This window comes from Megasphaera hutchinsoni, assembly GCF_001553405.1.
Lineage (GTDB): Bacteria > Bacillota > Negativicutes > Veillonellales > Megasphaeraceae > Megasphaera > Megasphaera hutchinsoni.
Genome location: NZ_KQ960953.1, coordinates 68,113 through 88,109, shown reverse-complemented (window position 1 = coordinate 88,109; position 19,997 = coordinate 68,113). Strand labels below are relative to the sequence as shown.

The following is a 19,997-nucleotide window of genomic DNA, read 5'->3' as shown; positions in this document are numbered from 1 at the left end:
CAAATCGCCTCCTAGAACATATAATTTTATTTACTATATTCTGTATCTTTTTATTAATTTCCTTTTTCCTTGACCTTCTTTTATGTAATTCATTTAGCTAAATAAGCAATATAACAATTGAAATAAAACTAAAACGCATACATAAATCATCTCCTCGACCGCCCTTCCTCACTCCTCTCTTTCTTTTTTATAAAAAGACGATTATAATAAAAGTGTTATAAATTAAAATAGCAATAGGAGGTTTTTATGAAAACGTTTGACAAAGAACACAGTGCTTGGCAACGCTTTTCAACCGAGCAAAGACAAGAAGTAGAAAACTATGCTACTAATTATCGAGCTTTTTTGGATACAGCTCGAACTGAACGATTAGCGAATAAAGAAATTTTACGCCAAGCTACAAAAGCGGGGTTTCGCTCCATCCAAGAATATACATCACTTCAACCAGGCGACAAAGTATTCTGGGATCAAAAAGGAAAAGCCGTTGTCTTGGCGATTATAGGGAAACAACCGCTTGAAGCTGGTCTTAAAATCGTTGGCTCTCACATTGATTGCCCCCGGTTAGATTTAAAAGGCATGCCTCTCGTAGAAAAAGATAATATTGCTTATTTTAAAACACACTATTACGGCGGCATTTTAAAATATCAATGGGTCTGTATGCCCTTGGCTTTATTAGGTGTCGTATATACAGCAAGTGGTAAAAGAATTGATGTTTCAATTGGCGATGAGCCGCAAGATCCAGTTCTTTATATTACCGATTTACTTCCTCATTTGGGTAAAGATCAAATCACCAAACCTTTAGGCGAAGCTATTACCGGGGAAATGCTTATGCCTATAATCGGCATTCACAGTGACGAAGACACAGTAAAACCAGCTATTTTACAATTATTAAAAGAAAAATATAATATCGAAGAAGAAGACTTTACCACGGCCGAACTAGAAATCGTTCCTGCTCAAAAGAGCCGTGATGTAGGACTAGATCGTTCTATGATCATGTCTCACGGACAAGATGATCGGGTTTGCTCATATGCTAATTTAGCAGCAATTTTACATGCACACAGTACAGAAAAAACACAAGTTGCTTTATTCGCAGATAAAGAAGAAATCGGTTCTATGGGCAATACAGGGGTACAAGCTTCTTATTTTCTTGATTTCATTAGTGAATTATTAGCCTTACAAGGTCATAAAGAGGAATTATACTTACGTCGTTTATTAAGACAAAGCGAAGTATTATCTGCCGATGTTTGTGCTGCCTTAGACCCTAATTTTGAAAGTGCCTTTGAAAAGAACAATGCCGGTCGCTTTGGATACGGTATCGCACTCTGCAAATACACCGGTTCACGTGGCAAAGCAGGGAGCAGTGATGCAAACGCTGAATTTTTAATAAAAATCAGAAATATTTTTAATGAAAATAATGTGCCTTGGCAAATTAGTGAATTAGGAAAAGTAGACCAAGGCGGCGGTGGTACAATTGCCTATATCATGGCTAATTGGGGTTGCGATGTCGTCGATTGTGGGGTCGCTATGTTAAGCATGCATGCTCCATTAGAATTAGTCGCTAAAGTAGATGCTTACTGTGCTTATTTAGCTTACAAAGCTTTCTTTGAAAGTCTCTAATATGTTACCATATATCCATTATCATTAATAAGGAGCATATAGCAGTGAAACGGTGTCTTGTAATTATTAATCCTTCTTCTGGAAAGGAACGTGCAAAATATCATAAAGATGATTTAAAATACCAATTAGACAGCATGTTCGATTATGTTGAACTGCGGGAAACACGTCAACGCGGTGATGCTACATACTGGGCAAAAGAAGCATCCTTATGTGGTTTTGATTCTATTTTTTGTATGGGGGGCGATGGTACATTAAACGAAACGATTAACGGTCTTGCTTTAGCCAATAAACCCATCCATTTTGGCTTTATTCCTTTAGGTACCATTAATGATTTAGCACGAGCTTTACAAATTCCTCTCCATCCAGAAGCAGCTATTTCCATGCTCTCGCATTGCAAAACCATCCAGGTAGATATCGGCAAAGTAAATGATAAATATTTTGTAAACACAGTTGCCGCAGGAATCTTACCTGATGCAGTTGGTCATGTATCAGTAGAACAAAAAACGCGACTCGGTCCATTAGCATATTTTTTAACTGGTATAAAAACACTACAAAATCATACCACGTCCTTATTTAAAATCGAAACAGAGCAAGAAGAACTCATATATCGCAGTCCACTCATCATTGCTATGTTAACAAATTCAATTGGGGGTTTTCGCAATGTTGCACCGCAAGCACGTGTCAATGATGGAAAAATTTGGTTAGCGATTTTTAAAGATTTCTCTTATTTGGATCTTTTAAAAATGATTCCCGACTTTCTTTCTAGTACACCTTTAAGCGGTGAATATATGACATTGCTGACATTAACAAAAGCTCGTATTACCCTATTAGAAGATCCTCTACTCCATACCAATATGGACGGAGATGAAGGACCTAATTTTCCCTTAAATTTAGAAATATTACCTTCTTTCTTATCCATTTATGTCCCAAAATAAAAAAAGACCATCTCTTAAAAATAAAAGAGATGGTCTTTTTCAAATACGCATTACGCAACAAATATCGATAAAATCAAAACTCCAATTAAACCAATAATGGAAATAAGTGTTTCTAATACGCACCATGTACGAACGGTATTTTTAACTGTTAAACCAAAAAATTCTTTAAATAACCAAAATCCTGGATCATTTGGTGGACTAAAAATTAAACTGCCCGCACCTGTCGCAAGCACCATCAATTCAGGGCTTACCCCCGTAACCGCAACAATAGGTGCCGCAATTCCGCCAGCCGTTAATGCCGCAACAGTAGCAGAGCCGCAAGCAATACGAATAACCGCAGCCACTACCCAAGCCAGCAATAATGGTGATAATCCAGAATGAGCAGCTATATTACCAATATACGTACCTACGCCACTATCAATTAAAATTTGTTTTAAGGCACCTCCACCGCCAACAATGAGCAAAATCATAGCAATAGCTAAGATCGCATCTTGAGCAATAGTCATTACTTCTTTCATTGTCTTTCCCCGTTGTAAGCCAAACGTGTAAATGGCCACAGCAATGGAAATCGTCAAGGCAATATCAGGCGTCCCTAAAAAGGTAAGAATAGGATACAACGTAGCTGCCGGAGACAAAGTCATCTTCGTTATAGCCGAAATAGCCATTAAGACTACAGGAATCAATGCCGTAATAATACTAACAGTAAAACTTGGCATTTCCTCATCTTGAAAAACTTTAGATTGAAATAAATGTTCTGGCATTTCTGCTTTAATATGATGTATCGTTTTATAAAATAACGGCCCTGCTATAATAGCAGCTGGAACAGCTATAATAAAACCATAAACTAACGTTTTACCAATATCTGCATTATAAATAACGGATATCGCCGTAGGACCCGGATGTGGTGGTAAAAAACCATGCGTAACCGATAACGCTGCCGCCATAGGAATGCCCGCTTCTAAAAGAGGTACTCCTGCTGCTGCCGCAATCGTAAACACAATCGGAATCAACAATACAAAACCAATTTCATAAAATAAAGCAATCCCCACAATGAACCCAGTCAAGCACACAGCCCATTTTACATTCTTCGCGCCAAAAACACGAATTAAAGTCATCGCAATCCGCTGCGCTCCACCACTTTCAGCCATTAATTTACCTAAAATAGCCCCAAAAGAAATGACAATAGCAAGTCCGCCTAGTGTACCACCTAACCCCTTTTCAATCGTCGGAATAATTTTCACAAGTGGTAAACCTTCAGCTAAGCCAACAAAGCCCGCCACTAGTAATAATGCTAAAAAACTATTTAGCTTCATTTTTACGATAAGAAAAAATAAAATAATAATACCAATAGCTAAGATAATTAAAGGCATATTTCATCAACCTCCTTTTTAATAAATAATTACTTTATACAATAATAAAAACCGCATCATATAAAGATATAAAAAAATCATTTTTTAATTATTATAATGATACGTTTCATTCATTCTCTTGTATTATACAAGGTCATAGGAAAAGTGTAAACCGTTTTATGCATAACTAACCATACTTATCCCACCATCCCCCGCTCGCTATTATCCTAATCTGCCTATAATAAAAAAAAGACAGTTTCCTAAGAAACTGTCTTTTTTTATTATTCTGCCGTATAAGGCAATAATGCAATCGCTCTTGCACGCTTGATAGCAAGTGTTAATTTACGCTGATGTTTAGCACAAACACCAGAAATTCTCCGTGGCAAAATTTTACCACGTTCTGTCGTAAAACGCCGAAGTTTTGCAATATCTTTATAATCAATTTGTTCTGCATGATCTACACAAAAATTACAAACTTTTCTTCTTGGTTTTCTTGAACGATCTCTTTTCATCTATACTTCCTCCTTTTTTAATAAGAAGGGTACTGTTTGACATTAAAAAGGTACTTCTTCTGTGCTAGGACTACCAGCATCTCCAAAGGATTGATTTTCCGTATGCACGGTTTCCTGTGCACCCGATCTACCCATGCCGGTTTCATTCATACCTTTCCCCAAAGGCTGTCCTATAAACTCGCAAACAACTTCCGTCACATAACGTTTTTGCCCATCTTGAGTTTCATAAGAACGTCTAGAAAAACGTCCCTGTACAAAAACGCGTTTTCCCTTTGCTAAATTTTCCTGACAGCTTTCCGCCAAATTTCCCCACGCAACACAAGGAACAAAATCAGTCATTTCTCGCTTTTCACCAGTTGCAGATACATATGAACTAGAGCAAGCAACCGTAAACCTTGCTACTGTTTTACCAGTAGTAGTGCTTCTAATCTCTGGATCTCTGGCCAGATTCCCTAATAATTGTACTGAATTCATACCTTACGCCTCCGATTATTCGTCAATCTTAACAATTAAGTGTTTTAAGATTTCATCACGAATTTTCATTACGCGGTCAATTTCTTTAATAATGTCAGGTTCAGCATCGAAATTAACCAAGACATAATAGCCATCATTCTGTTTTTTTACAGGATATGCTAAATGACGTTTACCCCATGGTTCAATCTTTTTTACCTGTGCACCGTTTTTCTTTAACAATGCATCGACAAACTCAATAATGGGTTTTACCGCTTCGTCTTCTAACGGCTTCGCAATAAACATGACTTCGTACTTATTCACGAAATCACCTCCTCTTTTGGACTTATGACCCTTCCCAAAGAAGGGTTAGGAGCCTGATACATTCAAGCCTATTTATTATATCATTCACGATAAAAAATTTCAACTAAAAAATCCCTATTCATACATAGCATAATATAGGTATATCTACCTTTACCTAAAGTACTCTACCCCGCCCGCAAACAATGGCTGTATCATATTACCATGTATATTTTTTAGAACATTTCCCGCTACAGAACGTTCACTATGTGCCATTTTACCTAATACACGCCCATCAGGACTCGTAATGCCTTCTATAGCAAAGACAGACTGATTTGGGTTATATTCACTATTATAAGTAGCATTTCCCTCCATATCAACATACTGCGTAGCTATCTGTCCTTGTTTACATAAAGACTTAATCATTTCCGCCGATGCAACAAACCTTCCCTCTCCATGAGAGATCGGCAATGAATGTATATCGCCTACATTGATTTTATTAAACCAAGGACTTAGTACGGAAACTACCTTTGTCTGCACCACTCGAGAAATATGCCTACCAATCGTATTATACGTCAATGTTGGACTATTTTCGGCAAGAGGCTGAACGTGACCATACGGTAATAACCCCAATTTAATCAACGCTTGGAAACCATTACAAATCCCCAATGCCAATCCATCTCGTTCATATAATAGTCGCTCTAATGCATCTGACAAGACTGGATTCCTAAAGACCGTAGCAATAAATTTACCCGAACCATCTGGTTCATCACCTGCACTAAAACCGCCAGGGAAAAATATGATTTGTGCCTGATTAAGACGCTTAACCATTTCGGTCATAGACGCTTGTAATGCTTGCGCCGTATTATTTTTTAATACCATCATATCTACATTGGCGCCTACGCGTTCAAACGCCGCAGCCGAATCGTATTCACAGTTAGTTCCTGGAAAAACGGGTATAAATACAGTTGGCTTCCCCCATACTTCACTTCGCCGACTAGCACGAGTGGTATATTTAGGCAGCGAGCTATTATCCGTTTTACTTTCACATTGCAATGGAAAAATAGAAGACAACGTATCTTCCCATGCTCCTTGCAATTCCATCAAGGAAATAAATCCATCTTTCCAACTCATGATAGCCTTTTCTTGCGTCATACCAATTCGCATAACATGTGATAATGCCTCCCACCGTTGTGCCGATGCTTCATCCATTTCCACTATGAAATCGCCATACGAGGCTTGGAATAAAGTAGCATCATCAACTATATCGGACAACTGCACGCCCAAACGATTACCTACCGCCATTTCCACTAATGCTGCCGCTACGCCACCTTGATCTACCGCACGCAAAGCAAATATAGTGCCTGCTTGTTGTTCTTTTCTCAGTGCATCACAATGTTGTTTAAAGATTTCGAAATTGGGCATTCCCACTTCATCTCGTGGTGTTTGTACCAATAAAACAATATGATTCGCCCCTTTAAATTCTGGCGATATAATATCCGAACGTTTTGCCGTTACCACTGCAAAGGATACTAATGTCGGTGGAACAGTTAATTGTTCAAACGTACCACTCATACTATCTTTACCGCCAATAGCAGCAATACCTAATTCCTTTTGTGCTTTATACGCACCTAATAAAGCACTAACTGGCAAACCCCAATAAGTATCGTTTGTACCTAACGAAGGGAAAAATTCTTGTAACGTCAAATACGCATCTTGTCGCTTTCCCCCTAAAGCCACAAGCTTAGCAAGCGATAATAAAACTGCATAGAGGCCACCGTGAAAAGGACTCCACGAAGCTAAATTCGGATCATACCCATGCGTCATAATAGATACGGTTTCCGTTTGTCCCCCTCGTACGGGCAAAGCTGCAACCATGCCCGCCACCGGTGTCTTTTGCCAAATACCGCCAAAAGGCATTAACATCGTAGCCGCACCAATAGAACTATCAAATTGCTCTGCTAACCCTTGTTCTGATGCAACATTTAACGTTCCCATGACCTTTTTCCAATACTGTTTTCTATCCGTAATTGGTGACACGGCAAAAAAACTCTTCTCGCTAGGAGCGGCTACATAGGCGGTTTGTTCCTGCATAACGCCATTTGTATCTAAAAATGACCTCGCTAAATTAACCACCTGCTGATCACGCCAACGCATCACTAACCGTTTATCCGCCGTTACTTCTGCAATAACCGTAGCTTCTAAGTTCTCTTCTGCCGCATACCTCATAAACTGCTCTTTATCTGCTGCATCAACTACTACCGCCATGCGTTCTTGTGATTCCGAAATCGCAAGTTCCGTCCCATCTAGCCCTTCATATTTTTTAGGAATAACATCTAACTGTATATGTAACCCTTCGGTCAATTCTCCTACCGCAACAGATACACCACCCGCACCGAAATCATTACACCGCTTAATTAATCTTGTTACTTCACCACGGCGAAACAGACGTTGTATTTTACGTTCCGTTAAGGCGTTTCCCTTTTGAACTTCTGCACCACAATCACTTAAAGAATGAACCGTATGTTTTTTTGATGACCCCGTAGCGCCACCACAACCATCTCTCCCCGTTTTACCGCCAAGTAAAATCACGATATCTCCAGGCAATGGCGTTTTTCGTACTACATTCTCCCGTGGAGCTGCTCCTATTACCGCACCAATTTCCATCCGTTTGGCAATAAATCCAGGATGATAATATTCTTTTACCTCTCCTGTTGCTAACCCAATTTGATTTCCATAAGAACTATACCCCTTCGCCGCTCCAGTTGTAATCGTACGCTGGGGTAATTTACCCGTTAAGGTTTCTCTCACAGGTTGCCGTGGATCTCCCGAACCAGTAATCCGCATTGCTTGATATACATACGCCCGTCCGCTTAAAGGATCGCGAATACAACCGCCTAAGCAAGTAGCCGCACCACCAAAAGGTTCGATTTCTGTCGGATGATTATGTGTTTCATTTTTGAAAAGAAGTAACCATTCTTCCTCTTTTCCTTGCACATCAACGGGTACAATAATAGTACAAGCATTAATTTCATCAGATATATCTAAATTTTGTAGCTTTCCCGCTTGTCGCAATTCTTTAACAGCTATGGTTGCCATATCCATCAGTGAAATAGGCTTTTTACGCTGTAACATATTTCGTGCTTGTTGATATTCTTGATATGCTTCTCGTACAGGTTTAATCAACGGACTTTCAGCAAACGTAATGTCTGTTAATGCTGTATTAAATGTTGTATGTCTACAATGATCCGACCAATACGTATCAATTACTTTTATTTCAGTAATCGTTGGATCCCGTTGTTCTTCCTCTCTAAAATAAGACTGACAAAATTGTAAATCGGCAAAACTCATAGCCAATCCCAACGATTCTAATAAATCTCGTAGTTGTTCTTCCGTATACACTATAAATCCCGTAATAGTCGAAACGGGTGCTGGTTCTTCCAAAGCTAATGTAAGCGATTGGCACGCATCTAATGAGGCCTTCCTCGCTTCCACAGGATTAATGCAATATCCTTGTATACGTTCCATATCTTGAATAGAAAGATTGCCTGAAAAAACAATCACCTTTGCCGTCCGAACTATACCATCATTTTTCATGGTAAGCATTTGTAAACATTGCATCGCTGAATCTGCACGCTGATCATATTGTCCTGGTTGATATTCAATAGCAATCAGTTGCTCCCCGTCATTCAGCGTCAATGAATCGTATACTTCATCCACTGGAGGTTCTGAGAATATCATTTTTTTTGCTGCCAAAAATGCGTCCTCATCTAATCCACCGATATCATATCGATGGAAAATACGTAATGACTCTAACTCATGAATAAGTAAATTGTTACGTAAATCAGACAACATTCGTTTTTCTTCATCCGCAAAACATTTTTTTTTAGCTACATATAACCGTCGAATAGGCTGCATAAAACGACCTCCTCAAAAAATCAAAACCTAATATACTATCTTAGTATACTCGTTTTGCACTGTATCTGTAAACCAACTTATGATAAATACGTATAAATATTATATGCGGGCAAAAATAGAAAATATTTGCTTTTTCTTATCCTATACTAATTTCCCAATATGCCTATATCCTCTTGATATTGACTTTGTAAATAAACCATATTAGACTATATATATTCTTTAAATTATAAGGGAGATATCATATGCAAGAATTAATAGATCGAATTTTAAAAGATGGTTGTGTTATTGACAATAAAATTTTAAAAATAGATAATTTTTTAAATCAACAGCTGGATATCCCCCTGTTAAATAAAATGGGTCAAGAAATAGCTTATCTTTTCGCACAATACCCTATTGATCGCATTATAACGATTGAAACATCTGGAATTGCTGTCGCCTATGCAACAGCCCTTGCCCTCCATAATGTACCTGTTGTATTTGCCCGAAAACACACGACATTACTCACCATAGATGATCAATATACCACCTCAATTTATTCCTATACCAAAGGAAAAAACTATACCGTTACCATTAGCAAGCAATATCTTCCACCGAATGAAAACATACTAATCGTTGATGATTTTTTAGCTAGTGGGGCCGCTGCTTTAGGGCTAACCCACTTAGTACAAGAAGCGGGAAGTCAAGTAATCGGTCTCGGTGTAATTATAGAAAAAGCCTTTCAAGGTGGACGGGTCTGTCTAGAAAAAGAAAATATTTGTGTAAAAGCCCTCGCCTCTATACAAAAATTTGAAAATAATCGTCCCATCTTTATCCATTTTCCTACTGAATAGGAGTCGAATTATGCGTGCTCAATTTTTTGATGGTTTTAACTTTTCCACCTTTAAATACAGTATTGTAGCAATAGAATATCCCGAAGCATTTTTTAAAATAGAGCACTTCTCCCTTTGTCCCGCTATTTATAATGAAGCTTGCCTTCGAGGATACACCGGTATTTTTACAATAAATAAACAAAAACGACTCACCTTAAAAACATTATTAACCAACCATAGCGACATGACCCCTCCCGTCATTGATACTATCGAACCTACCATTTTTCATTCCCCTGCGGGGAACTTGCGGTACGACCTAAATCACGAATTAACATATAGTGGCTCTATATTAATTGGCAATCATTTCATAGAAAGTTATTTTATTCCTTTCGGCTTTCAATTACCTCATGCCTTTAAAAACGTTTTTGAACTAACCTTTAAAAACGGTCTATTTGTGCAAGTGGAAGATAAATCAAAAGATGCTGCTAGATTACGTCTTGAGTATCAAAAACCATTACCTTCAACTCAACGACTAAAACTGCGCGTAGGCGAATTTATTGGAAAATCAGAAGAATATGGTTTTAGCGACGATCTCTTAGCCCAATATATGGACTTGAGCTATGAAACCAAATATTTATTTTAAAAAATAAACCAAAAAACTATCTCAACACATATTGAGATAGTTTTTTTCTTCGTCCACCTATATTCAGAGTAAATATTGCCGTCGTCTCATACTACTATTAGGAATATTTAATTTTAATCGTAATTTAGTCACGGTTCTACGAGATATAGAAATTTTATATTTTTCCAATACAGAACAAATTTCCTGATCTGATAAAGGTCTCAATTTATCTTCACCTTGAATTAAATTTTTAAGCTGCTGCATAACAAATTTATCTGATACAGGCTCTTTCTTTTTCGCCCCACATACATAAGCTCGACCTAAAAAATCTTGAACCGCATAAATTTTTCCTTTAAATAACACATATCTCTCATGGCAAACACGACTAACCGTAGACGCACTTAACCCCGTAGCTAAAGAAATATCTTTCTGTAATAATGGCTTAATATCCCCATATTGTAAAAAAAAATGTTTTTGTACTTGCAAAATGTATTGTATTACTTTCATAATCGACATGCGTCTATATACTAAAGCCTCTTGTAAAATCAAATAATTTTTCTTATGCTTTAATAAAAAACTTCGTATTTCCTTATCTTCTGTATTGTTATACAACTCGTATAAATCACTACGATATATCAAAGAAGGCAATTCTTCTAAAAATCGGATTCCTAGCTTTCCCTTTTCTAAAGAAATAATTTCTACTTCAGGATGTATATATTGTACATTATCCATAAATTGATGTGCTGGATAAGGTGACATTTTTTTTATAAAATCTCGCACTGCCTTTACCGCTTTGAATGACAACCCCGATTTTCGTTCAATAACATCCCATTTACTATGTAAAAATTCAGAAAAATATTTTTTTATAATCATTTCTGTTCCCTCAGGAACATTCGTCTGATGCGGAAGTTGAATAAGAAGCGATTCTTGTACCGATGATGCCCCAACACCAAATGGTTCACACGCACGAACAGCCGCTAAAGCACGTTTCATTTCATCCGGCGAAAAACCACCAATTTCCCCTAATTTCGCTAAATCACCCAAAAAAAATCCTCTTGTATCTAATGAACAGACAATTAATTTTGCTGCTTCATATAATCTCGTTGAAGAAATATGCATCCGTAATTCTTGTAACAATACAGACTCAAAAGAACGCGACCGATCAGGTATTTGCTCCCAAAAACGTTCGTCTGAATAAGAATTCTTCTCTTTTGAAAAAGAATCATCTAATTCTAACAAAGGATTTTCAACAATTTTTTCCTGTATAAATTCATGTAAATTTTGCATAGGAAGTGCTAATAATTTCATCGACAATAATTGTCTTTGATTTAATTTAATCTGTTGTTCTAAAATTAATTCAGGGCCAATCATCATAAACACCTCCCTAGACAGAATTTATATATATTCAGTCTAGCATAAAGCCCTTTTTATCGTAAAGATGTTTAATTCATACATATACAATCGATATATATCACGTCTCTCTTATTCGTTATCAATATATTGTCCCCTAATAATTCGTTATCCTTCTATATACCCCATGCAAGTATTTTGAAAATAATTAAGGGTATATTTCATATAACCATACTAAAAACGACCTCTTTGGTGCAAAAGAGGTCGTTTTCATATTAGTCTTCATATTATAAAATAATATTTAGTTGCTTCCCTGCTAAAAAGTTATCTATGTTCTCAAACACAATAACTGCACGTTTCTTCATCGATTCATGTGTAGCAAAAGCAACATGTGGCGTAACGATAGTATTCTTACTATGTAGTAAAGGATGCTTCGTATCAATAGGCGGTTCTACTTCAAAAACATCAATTCCCGCACCTGCAATTTTACCCGTATTCAACGCATCAGCTAAAGCTTGTGAATCAACAACAGGGCCACGAGCTTCATTAATCAAAATCGCACTAGGCTTCATATAAGACAACGTCTTCGCATTAATTAATCCTCTAGATTGCTCCGTAACTGGACAATGTAAAGAGATAATATCCGCCATCGACATAACTTCTTCCAGTGATACATACGTAATTAATGCAGTGCTTTCCTTATGGGAAAAACCATTGTACGCAATAACCTTTGCACCAAAAGCATGTACTAATTCGGCTACCCTATGTCCTATTGCCCCTGTGCCGAATAAGCCAACCGTTTTACCTTCCAATTCATAACCAATAAATCCAGCTTTCGTACCTCCCGCACGACAAGCCGCATCAACTTGTGCTACATATCGTAACAAATGAAGCATCATCGCAATAGTCAATTCCGCTACCGCTACGGTAGAATATCCCGATGCATTACTAACGCGAACGCCCCTTTCTCTCGCTGCTGCCAAATCAACATGATCCACTCCTGTAAAAGCAACATCAATATACTTTAAGTGAGGACAAGCTCGAATAACCTCACCTTTTAACGGCATATTGGCAATAATTAAAATATCTGCATCGTTTGCCTCTTCAATCTGTACCGATACATCATCCGTTCGCTCATAAGCAGCAAATGAATGTCCCTGTGCTTTTAATTTATCAGCATAAGTTGCTAATAAATCCGAAGAAATACCTAATGACTCTAATAATACTACTTTCATAAAATCACTTCCTTTACAAAAAATATATATATTATTATATAACTTGTTTTTAATTATGTAAGGATATTTTTAAAAATCGTATTATTAATAAAATCATATGCCCTTTACACATATACCTTTATAATTTTTTTAGCGATATTCCTGTATGATATACCAATTCTTCGATACTTTGTGCCCCTACTTTTTCTATAGCAGCACATAAAATTTTTGCACACGTCCTAGCGTCATCTAACGCTTGATGATGTTGAAATGAAATTCCCAACATATCTGCAAGCGTATCCAATTTATGATTTTTAAGATGTGGCCATACTCGCCGTGAAAGCTCTACGGTACACATATAGCGTAACGTTGGTTTTGGTAGTTGGTATGTTTTCAACAAACTGCGTAATACCCGCATATCAAATGCCGCATAATGTGCTACCACAATATATTTATCTAATTGCGGTGCTAATGTTGGCCATAAGGTATCAAATTTGTTTTCATGCATCACTTGTTGTGGTGTAATACCATGAATTTGTACATTCGGCGTCTCAAAAACCATAAAAGGCGGCTTAATTAACGTATATGTTTCTTGTACGCATATTGTTCCTTGCATTTGTACAATCGCAACGGAACAAGCACTATTAGCATACTTATTTGCAGTTTCAAAATCAATAGCTGTAAATTCTATCATTATATTTATTTTCTCCCACTATGTTATACTTTACATTATAGCATAAATGTTCTATAAGAAAGGTGTTATCATGACAAACTATATCTCTGAAACAAAATATATTCCCTTCTTAAATCAAACAATTATCTTAGAAAGAAAACCCGTCAAAAATATCAATCTTCGCTTATATCGTGATGGGCATATCCATATATCAGCTTCACCGCACGTTCCATGGGAACAAATTTACGCATTCTTAAAAAAGCACGAAGATACTATAAAGAAAAACCTAATCCGTTTAAAAAATAATAATACTATTTCTATTGCCTTACAAGAGGGCTGCATTTTACTACTAAACGGAAAGCCTCATATATTACATATTAAAGAAGGGAAACGAAGAAGCACCATTTATAAATGCCAAACAACGATCCACATGGAACTTGTGAACAATACACTACAACAACGGCTTGCCCTTTATCACTTATTATTACGTCAAGAAGGTAAAACATTGTTTACGCAAAGTGCTAACCGTATGTTTCCTTTATTTTACGACTATTCCCTTCCCTTTCCTAAATTAAAACAACGAATAATGCATGCACGTTGGGGATCTTGTATGCCCACCAAAGGCCTCATCACGCTAAGCACCTATTTAGCCATTATGCCTTCCCCTTTATTAGATCAGGTCATGGTTCATGAACTATGCCATCTTATCCATCCTAATCATTCAAAACATTTTTATAATATCATGACAACAATCATGCCCGATTGGAAAGAAAGAAAAAAACAGTTAAACAATTATCTACCTTGGTGTATATAAAAAGCATCCCTTCTTATATAAGAAAGGATGCTTTTTCCTTACCTTATGGTAAAAAAAGAATTGGATTCAATGCTTTTCCTTGTAATCGAACTTCATAATGTACATGTGGTCCCGTACTTTTTCCCGTACTTCCAGAAAGAGCAATAATATCTCCTGTAGATACATGTTGCCCTGCCACAACCAATAATAAAGAATTATGTGCATACCGTGTAGTATATCCTTCACTATGGGTAATTTCCACTAAATTCCCATATCCTCCTACCCATGTAGCTAACGCCACTATCCCGGTAGCAGTTGCATGTACCGGGGTCCCGATAGGGACACCAATATCCACACCTTCATGAAAAGACGATGCCCCAGCCATAGGCCTAATTCGTGGACCGAAAAAAGACGTAATTCTTCCTCGCACTGGCCAAATAGAAGGGATCTTTACTTTCGCATCAACAACATTATTCGCACTACCTGCACCTTGATTCTGATTTATCCCCTCTTTTATAAGGATAAATTTAATAATTTGGGCATTTACATACATATCTAACTTACCGGCAGCCAATGCCAGATCATCATAAGAAGAATGCCCAATATTTACTTCTTCCGTATGACTGCCGTTATTTTTTGGGAAGCTATCCTTTCCTTGTCTATCCATTTGTAATTCTTGTGCTATCTTCCCCATAATATTTACTTTTTGTTGTAAAATTTCTATTTTTTGAGTGACTAATTCCCGCTGTCGCTGTAATAAATCAACTTCATCTTGAGCCTGCTGTAAGGCCATAAATTGATATATAATCATTCCAATAGCTACTATAATGATGACTATTATAGCGGCACCTATACGCACCCATCGACGAATTTGCACTGGTGTAAAGACAACATCTTGTTTACTATCATATAACCACAAACAAGTGAATGCACGAATTGATTCTCGCCATGGGATCTTTTTTATTTTCCCATCTTGCATGCTTAACCAATCCTTTCTTACTAATATAGAATTTTTTCTACTCTTCATGCTGTAATGCCTGTGACAAACTGTCCTTTTCTTCATCACTCATACTATATGTACAAGTGCCATTAATAATAGGTTTAGCAAACACTCTTGATTCATTTCGGCCATATATACTAGATAAACAAAAACCATCATTTTTTTTATTTAAAAGTGTAATGGCAAAACTTAACTGATTTTCCATATTGTCAAAAGCATCATATTTTTTCAAGCCGATTTTACAAAAACAATAATTTTGTATCGATAATATGGCTTGTTGTTCATCCTGAATCTTTTGTACTATATCTTTTAATCCATATAAGTGACGTACTTCTTCCTGTAATTTATATTCTATACTCTGACCAGACGCGCCTTGCATAAAAAAATCATATTTTTTATGCAAGCGATTTAACCGTATATTCAATCTAATGATATATCCTAATAAAAACAACAAAATGATTCCTATAAATATAACAATAATCCCATATATAGGAAACCACATGCCTCCCAAAATCATTTTCTTCACCTGCTCTAGTAACTCTTTTATTCATACATTATTTACACATGAAAAGATATTGTTTCTTTTCTATCATCCCGGTTGTCAAGATCTGTCAATAGGGCTAACAATCTTTCAAATTCCGCTTCTGATGCAAAAGATATTTCAATTTTTCCCTTTTGCTTATGTTGATCTAAACGAATAGCTACAGACGTTCCTAAATGAACTTTTAGCTGATCTTGTACCTCTTTTAAAAACGTGTCTTGTGGCATTTTTTTCCGTTTATCTTTGCCTAAATTAGCATCTTTTACCAACCGCTCTGCCTGTCGAGCAGAAAGTTCCTGTGCCACAATAAGTGCTGCCAGCTTTTCTTGCTGAGCCCGCTCTGATAAAGATAGCAATGGCCGTGCTTGCCCCATCGATAACTGACCTTGATCAATCATCGCTTGAATAGACTCAGGCAATTGCAATAACCGTATCATATTCGCTATATGCGAACGACTCTTACCCACTTTAGCAGCAACTTGTTCCTGCGTCAAGGAAAATTCTTCAATAAAACGCTGATATGCCATCCCCTCTTCAACCGCCGTTAAATCTTCACGCTGTATATTTTCTATCAAGGTTACTTCCGCGGCCAATTGCTCCTCATATGTCCGTACACAGGCAGGAATCCACTCCCAACCACATAACTTAGCGGCACGCAATCTTCTTTCTCCAGCCACCAAAACAAATCCTCCGTCTGGCTGTTTTTGTACAATAATAGGTTGTACAAGTCCATACGCTTTAAGCGATTCCGACAATTTTTGTAATCCTTCTAGCGGAAACGTACGTCTAGGTTGATGCGAGCTCACCTGAATATTCGCTATTTTGATTTGTTGAATAGTATCACCTTCACGGCTATCCTCTCGTTGAGGTAAAAACACACTTAGGCCTCGCCCCAATCCATGTTTTCCACTACCTGCTGTTTTTTTAGACGACACGGTGCATCACCTCTTTGGTCAATTTTTTATACACCTCCGCGCCTTTTGAATGCCCATCATATACAGTAATTGGTACGCCATGACTAGGTGCTTCTCCCAATCTAACATTACGTGGAATAATCGTTTTAAAAACGGTTCCCTTAAAATATTTTTTAACTTCTTCTGCCACTTGAATGGATAAATTTGTCCGACCATCATACATAGTCAATATCAAACCCAATTCCTTTAACGAATGATTAAATGTCGTACGCACCATATCGATCGTTTTCATAAGTTGAGCTAATCCTTCCAAAGCATAAAATTCACACTGCACTGGTATCAACACATAATCAGCTGCCGTTAGTGCATTAATCGTCAATAAGCCTAACGACGGTGGACAATCAATAATAATATATTCAAACGCTTTTTTCATGTCTTGTAAAAGTGGTTTAATTCGTTCTCTCAACACATATTCTCGTTGTTCTACATTAACTAATTCCACCGATGCCCCAGCAACATCCAACGTAGATGGTGCCACCTGTAATTTTTTTACCACTGATGGTTGTAAAATATCCTGTAAAGGTGTACTATCAATTAAACAGTCATATATGCTGGTATTTAATATTTCTTTATCAATTCCTAAACCACTTGTAGCATTTCCCTGTGGATCCAGATCTATTAATAGGGTTCTTTTTCCATTCTCTGCTAAACACGCACTAACATTAACAGCAGTTGTTGTTTTTCCTACGCCACCTTTTTGATTGGTCACGGCAATGACATATGCCACCCTATTCACCCCATTCCTAAAATCAAATCTATAGTATAGTATAGCATAGTATAGATGTAGTAACTAGAGGAATTCCATCCTTTATCAGGCAATATTCCCCTGCCTTTATACAATAGAAAATATATTAAATATATCGAAAGGTTGTGTCTATATGACGTTATATAATGATCCATTACCAACAATACCCATGCATAAATTAAAAGAATTTCTCGCTTCACGTGGTCAAAATCAATTTCACGAAAACCAACTTCAAGAAGCTTGTGACTCAATAAAAACGGTCGCAACTCCCCAAGGAACATTTAAACAAGTTTTTTACGATGCTGATTCTCATCATTTACTCGGTGACCATTCATTTGAAATGCAAAGCAAAAAACTACTATCGTTATTAGCTCATACAACGATGTTACTAGCTGGTGTAATCACCCTCGGAAATGCCCTACAAAATATGATTGATGAACGTTTTTTAGCCAAAGATTTTCAGCAAGGAATTGCTTTAGATGCGACAGCAACCTTCGCTTTACAATTATATCTAGAACAATTTGCCAAAACCATAGACGAAATGGTACACGATAAACATTTATCCATAGCTTGGTGTTTTATCCCGGGAAATGGCGATTGGCCCATGCGCCAACAATTAGACCTAGCATTAGCAGCCGGAGGTAAAGAACTCGGTATTTCTACCACCCCTGGTGGTTTATTACTTCCTCGCAAATCACTCGCCGTTCTCTTCTGTTTACGCTCTACCGAAAATTGTTCGACTAGCAGCTGTTCTCACTGTGCCTTATCAAATACTTGTAATAACTAAAAAAGGCTATCTTATTACGATAGCCTTTTTATTTTTTTATTTTTACTTATTATTAAAAAATAGATTGTAAAATAATGGTTTGATCTCGATTGGGGCCAACAGAAACAATGCCTAAAGGTACCCCTACTAATTCGCTAATACGTTCTACATATGCACGTGCTTCTTTAGGCAATTCTTCGTAATTTCGACAATGAGAAATTGGCGTTTTCCAACCCGGTAATGTTTCATAAATAGGTTGTACTTTTTCCATAACAGCCAAACTTGCTGGATACTCTTCTATTTTTTCCCCTTCATAAGTATAACCAGTGCAAATTTTAATCGTATCCAACCCATCTAAAATATCTAACCGCGTAATCGCTAAATAATCTAAGCTATTTAACATCGCCGCATACTTTACAACAGCCGTATCCAACCAACCACACCGTCGCGGGCGACCTGTAACCGTACCAAATTCATGCCCCGTATTTCGTAAATATTCACCTGCTTCATTAATCTGTTCTGCTGGAAATGGTCCTGCGCCAACACGAGTAGTATACGCTTTTACTACCCCCACAATATTCTCCATCTTCCGCGGCCCTACACCTGCACCAACACAAGCACCACCCGAAGTGGGATTAGAACTCGTAACAAAAGGATACGTACCATGATCTAAATCCAACATCGTCGCTTGGGCACCTTCAAACAAAGCTTTTTTCCCTTGCGAAATATAATAATTTACAGAATAATCCGTATCTCTTACATATGGACGAATTTTTTCTGCATATTCTAAATATTCCTGTAGCATTTCTTCATATGAAAAGCCATCGCATTCATAATACATTTTAAATAAGCGATTTTTTAATGTTACATTATATTTTAATTTTTCTCGGAACACCGCTTCATCAAGCATATCGCCAACACGAATACCTATCCGATTAACTTTGTCAGCATAGCATGGTCCAATCCCATTTTTAGTCGTACCAATTTTAGCCTCGCCTTTTAATTTTTCATCTTCCTCATCAATACGAATATGATATGGGAAAATAACATGTGCACGAGTAGAAATTTCTAATGAACTAATATGCACACCTCGTGCTTTTATACTATCAATTTCTGCTAATAGTACACTTGGATTTACGACAACACCACTACCAATAATACACGTTTTATCCGAAAATAGTATTCCCGAAGGTAAGAGTCGCAATGCAAATGATTGATCGTTTACAACGACCGTATGCCCTGCATTATTTCCACCTTGCGAACGAATAACCACATCCGCTTTTTGTGCTAAATAATCAACAATTTTGCCTTTTCCTTCGTCACCCCATTGGGTGCCAATTACCATTGCTGTAGCCATAGCTTTTACATCCCTTCATACATGCCAAATTAACAAGCACTTATATTATACACGAAAACCGTCAAAATGCCTAAT

Annotated in this window: 19 protein-coding genes; 6 read left to right on the top strand and 13 right to left on the bottom strand. The window is 37.2% G+C overall.

Annotation, left to right across the window (positions count from 1 at the left end):
- Nucleotides 1–246 precede the first annotated feature (246 nt).
- On the top strand, nucleotides 247–1,614 hold the full coding sequence (locus HMPREF3182_RS06155; protein ID WP_007393234.1) for an aminopeptidase: 1,368 nt from the start codon (nucleotides 247–249) through the stop codon (nucleotides 1,612–1,614).
- A gap of 44 nt (nucleotides 1,615–1,658) precedes the next feature.
- The gene (locus HMPREF3182_RS06150) at nucleotides 1,659–2,549 is read left to right on the top strand and encodes a diacylglycerol/lipid kinase family protein (RefSeq protein WP_007393222.1); all 891 of its coding nucleotides are present in this window, start codon (nucleotides 1,659–1,661) and stop codon (nucleotides 2,547–2,549) included.
- A 50-nt stretch (nucleotides 2,550–2,599) separates the two neighbouring features.
- Here the strand turns inward: HMPREF3182_RS06150 and HMPREF3182_RS06145 are convergent, their stop codons facing one another.
- The 5 genes from HMPREF3182_RS06145 to HMPREF3182_RS06125 form a co-directional block, all read right to left on the bottom strand.
- The gene (locus HMPREF3182_RS06145) at nucleotides 2,600–3,919 is read right to left on the bottom strand and encodes a gluconate:H+ symporter (RefSeq protein WP_062486249.1); all 1,320 of its coding nucleotides are present in this window, start codon (nucleotides 3,917–3,919) and stop codon (nucleotides 2,600–2,602) included.
- A gap of 260 nt (nucleotides 3,920–4,179) precedes the next feature.
- On the bottom strand, nucleotides 4,180–4,410 hold the full coding sequence (gene rpsR / locus HMPREF3182_RS06140; protein WP_007393217.1) for a 30S ribosomal protein S18: 231 nt from the start codon (nucleotides 4,408–4,410) through the stop codon (nucleotides 4,180–4,182).
- 42 nt (nucleotides 4,411–4,452) lie between these two features.
- Nucleotides 4,453–4,884, bottom strand: coding sequence for a single-stranded DNA-binding protein (locus tag HMPREF3182_RS06135; protein WP_007393155.1), 432 nt, complete (start codon nucleotides 4,882–4,884; stop codon nucleotides 4,453–4,455).
- Nucleotides 4,885–4,899: 15 nt separating this feature from the next.
- The gene (rpsF, locus tag HMPREF3182_RS06130) at nucleotides 4,900–5,184 is read right to left on the bottom strand and encodes a 30S ribosomal protein S6 (RefSeq protein ID WP_007393178.1); all 285 of its coding nucleotides are present in this window, start codon (nucleotides 5,182–5,184) and stop codon (nucleotides 4,900–4,902) included.
- A gap of 150 nt (nucleotides 5,185–5,334) precedes the next feature.
- Nucleotides 5,335–9,078: a phosphoribosylformylglycinamidine synthase gene (locus tag HMPREF3182_RS06125; protein ID WP_062486246.1), complete on the bottom strand. Its 3,744-nt coding sequence runs from the start codon at nucleotides 9,076–9,078 to the stop codon at nucleotides 5,335–5,337.
- A 242-nt stretch (nucleotides 9,079–9,320) separates the two neighbouring features.
- Between HMPREF3182_RS06125 and HMPREF3182_RS06120 the strand changes: the two genes are divergently transcribed.
- The gene (locus HMPREF3182_RS06120) at nucleotides 9,321–9,908 is read left to right on the top strand and encodes a xanthine phosphoribosyltransferase (protein WP_062486243.1); all 588 of its coding nucleotides are present in this window, start codon (nucleotides 9,321–9,323) and stop codon (nucleotides 9,906–9,908) included.
- A gap of 10 nt (nucleotides 9,909–9,918) precedes the next feature.
- Entirely contained in the window at nucleotides 9,919–10,530 is a 612-nt protein-coding gene (locus tag HMPREF3182_RS06115; protein WP_062486240.1) for a hypothetical protein, read from the top strand.
- 63 nt (nucleotides 10,531–10,593) lie between these two features.
- Here the strand turns inward: HMPREF3182_RS06115 and HMPREF3182_RS06110 are convergent, their stop codons facing one another.
- The 3 genes from HMPREF3182_RS06110 to HMPREF3182_RS06100 all read right to left on the bottom strand — a co-directional run bounded on the left by HMPREF3182_RS06110 (nucleotide 10,594) and on the right by HMPREF3182_RS06100 (nucleotide 13,767).
- Nucleotides 10,594–11,883 (bottom strand): RNA polymerase factor sigma-54, encoded by a 1,290-nt coding sequence (locus tag HMPREF3182_RS06110; protein WP_235808661.1) that lies wholly within the window; start codon nucleotides 11,881–11,883, stop codon nucleotides 10,594–10,596.
- Nucleotides 11,884–12,146: 263 nt separating this feature from the next.
- On the bottom strand, nucleotides 12,147–13,094 hold the full coding sequence (locus tag HMPREF3182_RS06105) for a 2-hydroxyacid dehydrogenase (protein WP_062486234.1): 948 nt from the start codon (nucleotides 13,092–13,094) through the stop codon (nucleotides 12,147–12,149).
- Nucleotides 13,095–13,212: 118 nt separating this feature from the next.
- Nucleotides 13,213–13,767, bottom strand: a complete 555-nt coding sequence (locus tag HMPREF3182_RS06100) for a 3'-5' exonuclease (RefSeq protein ID WP_007393173.1) — start codon at nucleotides 13,765–13,767, stop codon at nucleotides 13,213–13,215.
- Nucleotides 13,768–13,837: 70 nt separating this feature from the next.
- On the opposite strand from HMPREF3182_RS06100, the gene HMPREF3182_RS06095 reads away from it, so the two are divergent.
- On the top strand, nucleotides 13,838–14,560 hold the full coding sequence (locus tag HMPREF3182_RS06095) for a M48 family metallopeptidase (RefSeq protein WP_062486231.1): 723 nt from the start codon (nucleotides 13,838–13,840) through the stop codon (nucleotides 14,558–14,560).
- A 43-nt stretch (nucleotides 14,561–14,603) separates the two neighbouring features.
- On the opposite strand, the gene HMPREF3182_RS06090 is transcribed toward HMPREF3182_RS06095, so the two are convergent.
- From HMPREF3182_RS06090 to HMPREF3182_RS06075, 4 genes are read right to left on the bottom strand one after another with little or no spacing between them, the layout of a single operon-like run.
- Entirely contained in the window at nucleotides 14,604–15,518 is a 915-nt protein-coding gene (locus HMPREF3182_RS06090) for a M23 family metallopeptidase (RefSeq protein WP_062486228.1), read from the bottom strand.
- Between the two features lie 37 nt (nucleotides 15,519–15,555).
- Nucleotides 15,556–16,056, bottom strand: a complete 501-nt coding sequence (locus HMPREF3182_RS06085) for a DUF4446 family protein (RefSeq protein ID WP_235808665.1) — start codon at nucleotides 16,054–16,056, stop codon at nucleotides 15,556–15,558.
- Between the two features lie 41 nt (nucleotides 16,057–16,097).
- Nucleotides 16,098–17,015 carry a ParB/RepB/Spo0J family partition protein gene (locus tag HMPREF3182_RS06080; protein ID WP_062486225.1) on the bottom strand — a complete coding sequence of 306 codons (918 nt, stop codon included), beginning with the start codon at nucleotides 17,013–17,015 and terminating at the stop codon, nucleotides 16,098–16,100.
- The gene (locus HMPREF3182_RS06075) at nucleotides 17,005–17,781 is read right to left on the bottom strand and encodes a ParA family protein (RefSeq protein WP_007393164.1); all 777 of its coding nucleotides are present in this window, start codon (nucleotides 17,779–17,781) and stop codon (nucleotides 17,005–17,007) included. Before HMPREF3182_RS06075 ends, HMPREF3182_RS06080 begins: the two co-directional genes overlap by 11 nt.
- A 151-nt stretch (nucleotides 17,782–17,932) precedes the next feature.
- On the opposite strand from HMPREF3182_RS06075, the gene HMPREF3182_RS06070 reads away from it, so the two are divergent.
- Nucleotides 17,933–18,586 (top strand): hypothetical protein, encoded by a 654-nt coding sequence (locus HMPREF3182_RS06070; RefSeq protein ID WP_062486222.1) that lies wholly within the window; start codon nucleotides 17,933–17,935, stop codon nucleotides 18,584–18,586.
- 52 nt (nucleotides 18,587–18,638) lie between these two features.
- On the opposite strand, the gene HMPREF3182_RS06065 is transcribed toward HMPREF3182_RS06070, so the two are convergent.
- Nucleotides 18,639–19,922 carry an adenylosuccinate synthase gene (locus HMPREF3182_RS06065; RefSeq protein ID WP_007393145.1) on the bottom strand — a complete coding sequence of 428 codons (1,284 nt, stop codon included), beginning with the start codon at nucleotides 19,920–19,922 and terminating at the stop codon, nucleotides 18,639–18,641.
- Nucleotides 19,923–19,997 lie beyond the last annotated feature (75 nt).